Source organism: Niallia sp. WK069_GA_01, assembly GCF_983173855.1.
Genome location: NZ_OZ470138.1, coordinates 962708 through 975464 on the forward strand (window position 1 = coordinate 962708; position 12757 = coordinate 975464).

The following is a 12757-nucleotide window of genomic DNA, read 5'->3' on the forward strand; positions in this document are numbered from 1 at the left end:
TCCAGCCGTTGCCAACATGTATTACGCACACAAACCCATATTTAAAAGGGAGCATCAAAGGAATGAAGTGCTCCATGAATTAAACAGAGAAAGAAGGAAAGAAAGGCTGGGGTAAAAATCGAATTGCACAGAAAAATTTCACATAATAGGAAGCCATCGACCTTTCATTATAGGATGATGGCTTCCTATTAGTATAGTCTTGTAGATTTTGTCCGTTTTATGTATGGAGCAGCTATACTGGAAAAACTGAAACAACATCGGTGAAAACTGAAACAATATCGACAAAAAGGAATGGACTAGCAGTCATAAATGCTAATCAAAAGGTGAGAGGATAACGTATTCCATCATGTTTGACAAAAAACTCAAAATCACGATCATTCCTTAGATTTTCGAGTTCTTTTTCGCTGTAATTTTGATATATCGACTCGAGTGAAAGGGAATATAGATAACCACTGCTTGTTTCTTTCATGAGACGTAATGATTGGATCGGCCCTAAAGATTTTTTTAGATAAGAGTGAGGAATGATTTCAAATTCATAGGAAGAAGAAGCTTCAGTTGGAATTTTTTCATTAGAGCGTAATAAAATTTCATATCTTATTCCTTTAAGGGAAGTATTAGCGGTATCGTCAAGTTTCAATACGCTGCTATTTATTTCTTCCATTTTAAAAGGAACTGTATAACTTTCAGGTGTCTTAGTATGTATGTTTTCCGAAACTCTTTCTTTTGAACAGCCAAATAATAGTAATAATCCTCCTAATACTGCTGAATAGGTAAATATTTTTTTCATTTTAGACTCCTTATTAAGCAATAGAACTTTAAATGAATCATGATTCCTCTTTTCTAGTATAACATGGTACTATTTTTGCAACATTGATTGTTTGAAAAGCAACATCCATGCGAAAAAGGCAAACATATAAAACAACAAAATAAGAAGCTAATTTAATTTTTATAAAAAACAACGTTACATTTTCTTACAAATTAAATGTACAGGGCAGTAAAATATGGTATTCTCAAATAAATAGAATATTCTTAAAGTTACATAATGCAATATGCATTGGTGATTATATCAATTGTTCATTGGGGGTGATAATGATTATTGTCCATCAGCTGCCACGAACATTAGGAGAATTAAAGCAGGCAATTATGAAAGAAAATAATCAAGTGAACCAGGCAATATTTAAAGTTGGCTTGATTGAACAGCAAATTAGCATTGTAGATAGTAAAATTATCATTCTTGCTAAGCATAAACGAATTCCTGTTTTAGAGATTATAGAGAGTTCAAGTGATAACCTTGCGGAGATCATTGATCGTCTATTAATTGAAAAATACAAGAGTTTATTGCAAAAGAATTTAACGGAAAGATTGCATTTTACGATTGAACTAATTTTAAAAGACTATGATTCTATTAAAGAGATTAGTGGAACCATCATTATTTTAAATAAAAAAATTGAAGAGTATTTGGCTGGTTAATTGAACTCATAAGCGTGAGAGCAGGACAACCGTCAGAATGAAATAAAGAAGTGTTCTACTTCTTATTTGTTCTGGCGGTTGTTTTTTTGTTGGGAAATACGAGCGCTTATGCTTTAAAAAAGACGAAAAGGAGTGAAATTATGTACAAATTAGAGATTAAGCATACGAATAAAATTTTTAAAAAAGAGGGGAAGGAAATATTTGCTTTAAAGGATGCCAATATGCAGATAGAAGAAGGTAGATTTGTAAGCATTATAGGACCGAGCGGCTGTGGAAAGTCCACTTTATTTAATATTATTGCCGGCTTATTAACTCCTACTACTGGAAGTATATTGCTTGATGGCAATGATATTGTTGGGAAAAACGGCAATGTTGGTTATATGCTACAAAAAGATTTGCTTCTGCCGTGGCGAACGATTTTGCAAAATGTCATTTTAGGATTAGAAATAAAAGGTGTAACCCAAAAAGAAGCAGTGAAACGTGCTCTTCCATTATTACACAAGTATGGGCTTGGTGGATTCGAGCATCATTATCCTAATGAATTATCTGGAGGAATGAGGCAAAGGGCGGCTTTGCTCCGCACACTGCTTTATGATCAAGATATTATTTTATTGGATGAACCATTTGGTGCATTAGATGCTCAAACCCGGCTGTTAATGCAAACATGGTTGCTGCAAATATGGACCGATTTTAAAAAGACTGTCTTATTTGTCACACATGATATTGATGAAGCGATTTATTTATCGGATGAAATTTATGTATTGTCTCCGCGTCCAGGCAGAATAAAAGAAAAAGTCAACGTCCATTTACCTCGGCCGCGGAATGAAAATACCTTATTGCAGCCAGAATTTATTGCATTAAAGCAGAATTTATTAGCGTTGTTAAAAGAAGATGGCCATGAGATTAAAAGCAATAATTTATACGAAAACAGCCCTATTTAAAAAAGGAGATGAAAAAATGGCAGGAGAATCTAATCCTATCGTATTGCCGCAACAGCCTATTGAAACGGTTTCGGTTTTACCAATAATAGAAGATGAAGAGGCAAAGGAGAAAAGAATAAAAAGAATAACGCTAATGGGGCAGCTATTCATTGGGGTACTATTCATTGTGTTATGGGAATTGCTTACAAAGTTAAAAATTTTAGATGCTTACTATTGGAGCAGTCCATCTATTATATGGAAAACGGCTGGAACAGCTTTTCAAGAAGGCACATTACTGGATGATCTTCTGTACACATCTGGTGCGACGATTATTGGCTTTATTTTAGGTACATTTTTTGGTGCATTATTAGGTTTATCTTTTTGGTGGTCCTCCTTTTATTCAAGAATAGCAGAGCCTTATTTAATTGCTTTTAATGCGGTGCCGAAATTGGCTCTTGCTCCTGTGCTTGTCATTTTATTTGGAATCGGGTTTAGTTCAAAAATCGTGCTGGCTCTAATGATGACGATTATTGTCACAGCAATAGCTGCACATAGCGGTGTAAAGAGTGTCGATCCGGATTTGGAAAAGATGCTTTTCTCATTAGGTGCAAAACGACGCCATGTCTTCGCAAAAGTTGTCATCCCAACTGCGATGCCTTGGATTGTCAGCAGTTTGAAAATAAATATTGCATTAGCATTAGCTGGGACTATTGTTGGAGAGTTTATTAGCTCAAGGCAAGGAATCGGCAGAATGATCCTGTATGCAGGGCAGATTATGAATATTAACTTAGTATGGGTTGGTGTTGTTGTCCTGTCAATCCTATCGATCGTCATGTATTTGGGAACGGTTTGGCTTGAAAAAATTCTGCTAAAAGGAAGAAAAATGGGATAAATGAAGTGAGTTTTATGGAGAACTGAAGCAGATCGACAGTAGCGATGCCGGTTTATATAAAAAGGGGGATATTATGAAAAAAATAAAACTATTATCACTTATTTCTATTATCTTTTTACTTTTACTTTCTGCGTGTTCTACTGAAAGTGCCAAATCAAACGGTGAAGCGAAGGGGGGATTGAAAAAAATTGTGATTGCAGAGCCTGTACATTTAATTGGCTATCTTCCATTATATGTTGCAATGAAAGAGGGATATTTTAAGGACGAAGGTTTGGATGTAGAAGTGATTACTGCAACTGGCGGAGCACATGTTACCTCTGTGGTAAGTGGAGATGCCTGGGGAAATATTGGAGGACCGGAATCAAACCAAATGGCGAACAGCGGCAGTTCTGATCCAATTCAATCGGTTGTAAATGTCGTAAATCGTGCAAATGTTTATTTAATGGCGGATACAAAGCAAACATTAACAGATACTAGTAAAGAAGGCTTGGCTGCTTTTTTGAAAAATAAAACGATTGCAGCTGGCCGCTTTGGAGGAAGTCCGAACCTGCTAACTCGCTGGCTGATTATGGATTTAGGTTTAAATCCAGACAAAGATGTGAAGTTAGAGGAGCCAGCAGATGCAAGTGCGGTTGTACCGCTTGTTGAATCAGGCAAAGCTGATATGGCAAATGGAGCTGAACCGCAAATAACAGAAGGCGTTAAAAAAGGTGTTTGGGGTGAACCATTTTACAGCTTTACTAGTCTTGGTGACTATCCATATTCTGTGCTTAGTGTGAAAAAATCAACCATCGATAAAGATCCCGAAACGGTCAAAGGCTTTGTGAAAGCTATGTTGAAAGCGTTGAAAACAGTAGATGAGGATCATGAATTGGCAATGAAAGTCTTAAAAGAAGAGTTCCCTTCAACTGCGGAAGATAGTCTGAAAGCTGCCCTTGACCGTGCCTATGCTGATAATTTATGGAGTAAAGATGGGATTATTACGGAAGAGTCTGTTGCAAAGCCGATGGATGTTGTGGAGAAAACTGGTGTTTATACAAAAGGTTATAAATATGAAGATTTAATTAATATGCAATTTGTAAAGGAACTCTCTAAATAGGCTATCTTGAAAAGAGGGTCTGGTTCTCTCAATGGGTCCGCAGCCGGAATACACTTCGGCTACGCTTGTATTTGAGTGAGTGTCTTAGTGGATATGGGGGAGAAATTAAACGTTCTCGAATTTTTTAAAAGGAAGAGGTGGATGGGATGAATGCAGCTTGGAATCTGGATAAAAGTGCTTTAATTATTGTGGATGTTCAAAATGATTTTTGTCATATGGAAGGTAGCTTGGCGAGACAAGGTATGGATGTTGGCATGGTCGATCAAATGCTCCCTTCCTTAAAAAAGCTAATTATAGAGCTAAAGGAATTACATATTCCCATCATTTATATCCAAACGATACATGAAGATTGTACTGATTCTGTGACTTGGACAAAACGCTTAAAAGATAAAAGCCAAGCAAATGTTTGTCGAAAAGATACTTGGGGAGCAGACTTTTATGAAATAGCTCCAGATGATAAGGATATTGTTGTAATTAAGCATCGATATAGTGCGTTTATTCATACAAAATTAGAATCTGTGCTTCGTTCGATGAATATTGAGACCTTATTGATGGCGGGTGTCAGTACGAATGTTTGTGTGGAATCCACTGCTAGAGATGGGTTCATGCTTGATTATGATATTATTTTTTTAGCTGATTGTACTGCTGCTTTTTCGAAAGAAGCACATGATATGACGTTAAAGAATATCGATCAATTTTTCGGAATGGTGGCGGACTCCGAGGATGTAATTTTTGATGCAAAGCAGAATAAGAAGTTAAGTAATCAAGTATAGCTGCTGGCGTATAAATAGTAAGGAGTAGGCGGCGTGGATGTTGTTGAGTAAGGCTACTCTGAAAAAAGGTAGTACAGACTCTCAACGAGTCCGCAGCCGTAATACACTTTGCTACGCTTGAGCCTCTGCGGAGCAGACTTTTGCTGGGGGAATTAGCGTGATTGTCTGTATAGTTGGAATAACAACAAAGATAGTTATATACTCAAACAAATAAGGTGATGAGCATGAAAAAAGTGGATTTTTACAATTATGTATCGGCAAACAGTATGGGGAGGGGAGAAGAAGAGAAATCACATTCTCATCTCCTGCTTCTTTCTGTTTGTGCAGGCGCTTTTTTATCTCACTTTTCAGCAGGTTTTGTTAATATTGCGCTTACAGATATTTCGATTTATTTTTCTTCTTCTCTAGCAGTGACACAATGGATTATAAACGGATATTTGCTTTCTATTATGCTTTTTTTGCCTTTTATGGGGAAATTAGCAGATCAATACGGAAAAAAGAAAATACATAATATTGGCTATCTAGTTTTTGCAATCGGAGCAGGTGCTTCGGCTTTTTCTTCTTCGATTTTGTTATTAATTTTTTGCAGAATTGTGCAAGGAATCGGAGCAGCGATGCTTCAGGCCGTAAATATGGCAATTCTTACGGATGCTTATCCCGAAAAACATAGGGGAAAGGCATTAGGCATTATTAGCACAGCTGTTGGAATGGGAGCATTATTAGGACCATCTGTTGGAGGCTTTATCATTAGTGCATTTTCTTGGCATATGCTTTTCTGGACGATTGTACCGATAAGCATTAGTGCTTTTTTTCTGGCGCAGCGTTTTATTCCGATTGATCAAAAGGGAAAGCAATCCTCCTTTGATTATATTGGCAGCCTATTATTTGGGTTAAGCATTGTTTCCTTTGTTTATGTAGTAAACAGCATTGGAGAAGGAACTGTCTATACGAATTTGTTCTTTATTTTGCTTCTTAGCATAGGCAGTTTTTTCGGATTTCTCTTATGGAGTAAGCGGGTAGAGCATCCGTTTATTCATCCGAAGATTTTCTCTTCTGCCATGGTGCGGGCAGGTGGCTTTATTTTGATAATCAGCTATTGTGTGACTTTTGCTTCTATGGTGATCCTGCCATTTTATTTACGCGGTGTGCTTGGATATTCAGCCGATCATTCAGGAATATTATTAATGTGCTATCCATTATTATTAGCGTTATTTGGACCAGTTAGCGGTTCTTTATCCGATCGATATGGAAGTATTAAAGTGGTTTTAATAGGGTTAGTTTTATTGAGTGCAAGTATGTTCGGATTGTGGTTGTTATCGAAAAACACTACATTACCAATACTGCTGCTTGTTTTAAGCTTACTTGGTTTTGCGATGGGGATTTTAACGTCTCCTAACTACAGTATTATGATGTTTTATGTTCCTCTGCCGTTTTTAGGTATGATGAGCAGCACCATTGCTCTTTTAAGGAATATCGGGATGGTGCTTGGTACGGCTATCAGTATTACTTTTATGAATAATTGGTTAAGTATATCAATGGAAGAATGGATGAAAAATCCACAAACTACTGATACGCAACAAGTGATGTCAGGTATTCATTTTTTGTTTTTATTCTTATTAGGGCTAGTAATTACTGTTGGAGTGTATTTTGTTTGGAGCATATGGAAGGCAATTCGGCTTGAGAAGAGATTAGAATAGAGGCAATTGAATAAAGTCTGTTTTTTATAGCATAGATATTTAATCGGCAGCCTTAATCGACTTTGCATTCTTGGGAAGCGAAGTCGATTCGGGTTGCTTTACTGTGTCAAAAATTTGGATTGTTTAGAGCACAGTCTCTATAAATAGATTAGAAATATTATACTTTAAATCTTCCAACGAGTTCAGTAAGTTCTTCTGCCATTTTTGCGAGTGCTTCAGCTGAAGCGTTAATCTCTTGCATAGAAGCTAATTGTTCTTCTGTTGATGCAGCTACTTCATCTGTTGCGCTGGCATTTTGTTTTGACAAGGAAACAATTTCTTTGGCCGTAGAATCCACTTCTTTTATATTGTCGGTAATACTTGATAAAGTTTCGGTTACTTCGGCTAGTTTAGGCGTAACATTTTTTGTGCTGCTTAGTATTTCTGAAAAAGATTGAGCGGTTTCATTCGATAATTCGACTCCATTTTGAACAGTACTGGTTGTTTCATGAAGAATCGATACAGATTCTGCTGTTTCCTTTTGAATGGCTGCAATTAAATCGGCAATGCTTTTAGCGGATGTTTGTGATTGTTCTGCTAACTTGCGGACTTCATCTGCAACAATGGAAAATCCTTTGCCATGTTCTCCGGCTCTCGCAGCTTCAATCGCCGCATTTAATGCTAAAAGATTGGTTTGTTCTGCAATGCTGCTGATAATAGTTAAAATGGTATCAATTTCCTTTGAGCGTTCAGAAAGAGAGGTAATGACAGAATTGATACGAGCAACTGATTCTTGAATAAATTGCATTTGCGATAAATTATGCTCAACAGAAGCTGCTCCTTTTTCTGCTTTATTTGTTGCTGCTTCCGACAATTCTGAAACAATCTTAGCGTCATTTGAGATTTTTAAAATGTTTTCTAAAATACATGCAATACTTTGAGAATTTGTTTGGATGCTAGAATCGGTAAATTCATTGCTGCTTGCAATTTGTTGAATCGATGATGCAATTGTCTCGGATGCTTTACTTGATTGCTCTGCACTTGCATTTAATTGTTCCGCAGATGCAGCGACATGATCAGAGTTTGCTGCAATTCCTTGAATCATATCAATTAGATTCTCTTTCATTTGATTAAAAGATTGATTTAATTCATATAGTTCGTCTTTTTGTGTGATGGTGATAGGATCAATGTTTAAATTTCCGTTAGCTACTTTTTTGGTTCCTTCTTTTAGTTTATTTAACGTCCTTGATAGGAATAGAGATTGACTTAGACCAATAATGACGGCTAAAACAGTAGTAAAAGCACTTATAATAAGCATATACATGATGCGAGTGTCAGAATCTTTTTTTGCTTGGGCAATTGCTGGGTCCAATCTTTCTTTTTTAATCCATGTTTTAAAAGAGTCTGCTTTATTTGTTAAATTATTTGTGATTAGATTAATTTGTTCTAAGTCTTTTTGAAGCTTCTCTTTATTATTTGATGATAGATTCATACTTGAATTGGCTGCTTGGGCAAACTGAGTATTTAATTCCTCTATTTCTGTTAAGCGATCAATGGTTTCTTGAACAGTTGCCACCATTTTCCCTTTTTCTACTAAGTTCTTAATATTAGCATTTGCACCATTTAAGCGATTTTTATAGTCAGAATCGCTATATAGCAAAAATCCTCGATAATAACCTGTCTGCAACGCAATATTTTTTTCAATTTGTTCGGTAATAGAGCGCATTTCAGTAACAGTGTTAATTACATATTGGTAGGTTTCGTTTGTTTGTTTTGCATTTGTATAGGAATAATAGGAAGCAATCCCGAAAAGCAGGGAAATTAATACAAAACTTCCGATTAATTTTTGTTTAATGCTAAGATGCATCAATACTCATCTCCTTTGATAATTTAGTTTTGGGAAAATTTAGTTCGTAAATAAAGTCCAATCTATTATATCGACTGTCTTGTTGACAAATGAAGGATATAAAAAATAGTCAGAATTAATAGAAAGTAATTGTTTTTTTGTTTTTCTATAAGAAGATATGCTGATATATTATTATTTCTTTTCTATCTATCAAGAGTGCCGAGGAGCATTTACCATAAATAGTAGTGTATAGCCGAAGAATAATTTTATTAAAATGGGGGTAAGGAGAAATAGACAAGAAAGTGGGGAGTTTATATGACAAAACCAGATGTAACACTTTTATATTTCGAACAAAATGGATTTATACCGAATAATCCATACTTGCCTGTTCTACATTATAAAAAGGTATTAAAAAACAACGAAGATAAAATAGAAAAAATTTTCTTGGCGAATAAGTGGGGCAATACATGGATTAACGGTATTTTTGATTATCATCATTATCACAGTAATTCACATGAGGTTCTGGGTGTGATAAAAGGATCTGCTCTTCTTTTGTTAGGGGGAGAAACTGGAACAAAGGTAATTATTAATAGTGGAGATATCATATTGCTTCCGGCAGGAACAGGTCATAAAATGCTATCAGCATCACCAGATTTCCAAGTAGTTGGAGCATATCCAAATGGACAATCATTTAATGTGAAAAAAAATACAAAAGAAGACTTAGAAGGTGCAGAAAAAGAGATTCAAAATACTGCCTTTCCAGAAGCAGATCCTATTTACGAAGAACGAGGACCACTAGCAAAAATGTGGCGGAAAGTTGGAGAGTGAATCATGTTCTTAACATCAGTGGGGATAAGGAATTCCTAAATCTGCTGGCTGTTCAGGAAAATTGGATTGCAAATTTAGATAATACATGAAAAAAGCAGTATTCTTGAATTTATAAGCAGAGAGCAGCCAGAATACACGAAGACTCCTATGGGAATTGCGGGAAAGATAAGAGCCCACAACAAGTAGCACGAGGAGGTTCGAAGCTTGCCTACAAGTGTATTCCGGCTGCGGACTAATAGAGGGTGCAATCCTTTTTTCAGGGTAGCACAGCAGAAAAAATTTAAAGCGCTTAAAGCTTTACTTTTACGCAAGAGGAACTGCATAATAAAGCGGTTGCTTATCAACACATAGACATATCCATATGATGCAAGCAATCACTAAAAAAGCTTTACTTATATACAAAATTTAGGTAATGTTAAACTAGTTAAAATAAAAATATAAAAGGTGGGCAACCGGGAATATGGTTTATAAAAATATTGTTGAAAAATGGACTAACTTTTCAGATTTAGAACCCAACTTAAAAGCTAAATTAATAGAATTACAGCAGTCTGAGAAATTATTGGAAGATAGTTTTTATAAACATCTAGAATTTGGAACAGGCGGTATGCGTGGTGAATTAGGTCCTGGAATTAACCGTATGAATATTTATACGATTCGCAAAGCGGCAGAAGGGCTTGGAAAGTACATAGTAGAACAAGGTCAAGACGCAATGAATCGTGGTGTAGCAATTGCCTATGATTCTCGTCACCAATCTCCTGAATTTGCTTTAGAAGTAGCAAAAGTAGTAGGAAACCTTGGAGTAAAATCCTACTTATTTGAAGAATTACGTCCAACCCCATTATTATCCTTTGCTGTCCGCTATTTAAATACATTTGCAGGAGTAGTTATTACGGCAAGTCATAATCCTCCAGAGTATAATGGCTTTAAAGCATATGGAGAAGATGGTGGTCAACTTCCTCCAGAAGCGGCAGATACGATTATTAAGTATGTTAATGCAGTAGAAAATGAATTAACGATTGAAGTGCTAGAAGAGAAAGAACTGGTTGAAAAGGGCTTATTAACATATATTGGTGCAGAAGTAGATGCAGCATATGTGGAAAAAGTAAAAACGATTCAACTAAATGGCGATTTGCCAGAAGTAAAGGATTTAAAAATTGTGTTTACTCCATTACATGGAACAGCAAATAAGCCAGTTCGCGATGGTTTAAAAGCATTTGGTTTTGAAAATGTAACCGTTGTTAAAGAGCAAGAGCTTCCAGATGCTAATTTTTCCACTGTAAAATCACCGAACCCTGAAGAGCATGCGGCATTTGAAATTGCGATTCGTTATGGGAAAGAAATAGATGCAGATATCTTGCTTGGAACAGACCCTGATGCTGATCGTCTTGGAGTTGCAGTAAAGGATTTGAATGGTCAATACACTGTTCTAACAGGAAACCAGCTTGGCGCATTAATGCTTGAATACTTATTATTAGAGAAGCAAGAAAAAGGGATATTGCCTGAAAACGGTGCGGTAATCAAAACCATCGTAACGTCTGAAATTGGCAGAACGATTGCAAAAGCATATGGCATTCCAACAATAGACACATTAACTGGCTTTAAATTTATCGGTGAGAAAATTAAGGAATTCGAACAAACTGGTCAGCATACTTTTCTTTTTGGGTATGAAGAAAGCTATGGCTATTTAATCGGTGACTTTGTACGTGATAAAGATGCTGTTCAATCTGCTATATTTGCAGCAGAAGTTGCAGCTTATTATAAATCAAAAGGATTAACTTTATATGAAGGTTTAATAGAAATTTTCGGTAAATATGGTTTTTATCAAGAAGGGTTAGAATCTCTGACTTTAAAAGGGAAAGATGGAGCAGAGCAGATAACTTATATTATGGATACTTTCCGCAAAGAACCAATTACAGCAGTTAATGGCTTAAAAGTAGTTTCAGTTGAAGACTATTTAACAAGCAAAAAACTTGCTGGATTAACAGAGTCAATCATTAATCTTCCAAAATCAAATGTTATTAAATACCATTTAGAGGATGGATCTTGGTTCTGCTTACGCCCATCAGGCACAGAACCAAAAGCAAAATTCTATTTCAGTGTAACTAGTCCTTCATTAGAAGAGAGCTCTTCTAAATTAGCAGCAATTAAAGAAGATGTAATGAAGCAAGTTAACACGGTAATTGATGGTTATAACAAATAAAAAACAAAAAGATTCCCTGCAGGCAAAGGGGATCTTTTTTGTTTTTATTCACTCAAACTTCGCACCATTACATTCGTTTGCGAGTCTTGATATTACTCGGTTTAAGAACAATAAAAATGGGAGGTTTGTTTTTTATTGTGGGGATTGCTTTCCACTACGGGTTGCTACGCTTGAGCCTCCTGAAACGGAAAGCAAGCCCCTATTTATAAGGAATGAATTTCATTATTTCTCTATAATTCTAACAGAATACTTTTCCTCCTCCTTACTAGTGTTTTTTGCAGCGTGTTTAATTAGGCTGCGTTGGAAAATCAAATTTTTTTATAAAAAAATTAAAAAAGTGTTAATTTTGGCGAAATCGACGAAAAATGGCTTGAAAATTCAAAAATGGCCTAGAGAAAAATGAGAATTCAGCGTGTTAGCTATTTGAAAACTTAATTTTCGCTATTTTCCTTTAGAAATTTTTTTTAGTATCATAAAAACATCCCCATCAGAAAGGAGGAAAACATGATTAATCAAGTCACATTGGTTGGTAGATTGACCCGTGATCCCGAACTAAGGGTAACGCAAGATGGAGTATCTGTTACAAATGTAACGGTTGCTGTTGGCCGCAACTTTCGCAATCAAGCTGGTGAATACGAAACAGATTTTGTACAATGTACCTTTTGGAAAAAATCCGCAGAGAATACGGTCCATTATTGCAGAAAGGGTTCGTTAATTGGCATTGTTGGTAGAATTCAAACAAGGAATTATGAAAATCAAGAAGGAAAAAGAATCTATGTAACCGAAGTGATTGCGGAACATGTGAAATTTTTAGATTCCAAAAGAGCCGAACAGACTATTCCATAAATCAATAAAAGGGGGATGTCAATGAACACTGTACCCAATATAAATGATTTGCTTGCTGCACTCATTATTATGCAAGGGAAAAACAATGAAAAAATAGCACAATATCAAACAAGAATAACGCAATTAGAGCAGATGATTCAATCAGAAATATGGCCCTATTTACCTTCTTTGTCTTCCACATAACTTTAATCATCAAAATGAAAACAA

The 12757-nt window shown here is 35.8% G+C and carries 12 protein-coding genes; 10 read left to right on the forward strand and 2 right to left on the reverse strand.

The annotated features are described in order from the left end of the window. Positions 1-316: 316 nt before the first annotated feature. Entirely contained in the window at positions 317-787 is a 471-nt protein-coding gene (locus tag AC5LWL_RS04640) for a hypothetical protein (RefSeq protein WP_493433228.1), read from the reverse strand. A 302-nt stretch (positions 788-1089) separates the two neighbouring features. Here AC5LWL_RS04640 and AC5LWL_RS04645 point away from each other — a divergent pair, with 302 nt between their 5' ends. The 6 genes from AC5LWL_RS04645 (at position 1090) to AC5LWL_RS04670 (ending at position 6851) form a co-directional block, all read left to right on the forward strand. After that, entirely contained in the window at positions 1090-1470 is a 381-nt protein-coding gene (locus AC5LWL_RS04645) for a DUF2294 domain-containing protein (RefSeq protein ID WP_493433229.1), read from the forward strand. A gap of 140 nt (positions 1471-1610) precedes the next feature. Next, the gene (locus AC5LWL_RS04650) at positions 1611-2411 is read left to right on the forward strand and encodes an ABC transporter ATP-binding protein (protein WP_493433230.1); all 801 of its coding nucleotides are present in this window, start codon (positions 1611-1613) and stop codon (positions 2409-2411) included. 16 nt (positions 2412-2427) lie between these two features. Then, positions 2428-3282 carry an ABC transporter permease gene (locus AC5LWL_RS04655; protein ID WP_493433231.1) on the forward strand — a complete coding sequence of 285 codons (855 nt, stop codon included), beginning with the start codon at positions 2428-2430 and terminating at the stop codon, positions 3280-3282. Positions 3283-3355: 73 nt separating this feature from the next. Further along, the gene (locus tag AC5LWL_RS04660; protein ID WP_493433232.1) at positions 3356-4381 is read left to right on the forward strand and encodes an ABC transporter substrate-binding protein; all 1026 of its coding nucleotides are present in this window, start codon (positions 3356-3358) and stop codon (positions 4379-4381) included. A 146-nt stretch (positions 4382-4527) separates the two neighbouring features. Further along, a complete protein-coding gene (locus AC5LWL_RS04665) occupies positions 4528-5154 on the forward strand; it encodes a cysteine hydrolase family protein (RefSeq protein ID WP_493433233.1) in 627 nt (208 codons plus the stop codon). 224 nt (positions 5155-5378) lie between these two features. Further along, positions 5379-6851 carry an MFS transporter gene (locus tag AC5LWL_RS04670; RefSeq protein ID WP_493433234.1) on the forward strand — a complete coding sequence of 491 codons (1473 nt, stop codon included), beginning with the start codon at positions 5379-5381 and terminating at the stop codon, positions 6849-6851. Positions 6852-7008: 157 nt separating this feature from the next. Here AC5LWL_RS04670 and AC5LWL_RS04675 read toward each other — a convergent pair whose 3' ends face one another. Then, entirely contained in the window at positions 7009-8697 is a 1689-nt protein-coding gene (locus AC5LWL_RS04675) for a methyl-accepting chemotaxis protein (protein WP_493433235.1), read from the reverse strand. A gap of 294 nt (positions 8698-8991) precedes the next feature. Here AC5LWL_RS04675 and AC5LWL_RS04680 point away from each other — a divergent pair, with 294 nt between their 5' ends. The 4 genes from AC5LWL_RS04680 (at position 8992) to AC5LWL_RS04695 (ending at position 12733) form a co-directional block, all read left to right on the forward strand. Beyond that, positions 8992-9504 carry a cupin domain-containing protein gene (locus tag AC5LWL_RS04680; RefSeq protein WP_493433236.1) on the forward strand — a complete coding sequence of 171 codons (513 nt, stop codon included), beginning with the start codon at positions 8992-8994 and terminating at the stop codon, positions 9502-9504. A gap of 460 nt (positions 9505-9964) precedes the next feature. After that, entirely contained in the window at positions 9965-11704 is a 1740-nt protein-coding gene (locus AC5LWL_RS04685) for a phospho-sugar mutase (RefSeq protein WP_493433237.1), read from the forward strand. Positions 11705-12208: 504 nt separating this feature from the next. Further along, on the forward strand, positions 12209-12550 hold the full coding sequence (gene ssb / locus AC5LWL_RS04690; protein WP_493433238.1) for a single-stranded DNA-binding protein: 342 nt from the start codon (positions 12209-12211) through the stop codon (positions 12548-12550). Positions 12551-12571: 21 nt separating this feature from the next. Next, entirely contained in the window at positions 12572-12733 is a 162-nt protein-coding gene (locus AC5LWL_RS04695; RefSeq protein WP_493433239.1) for a hypothetical protein, read from the forward strand. The last annotated feature ends 24 nt before the right edge of the window (positions 12734-12757 follow it).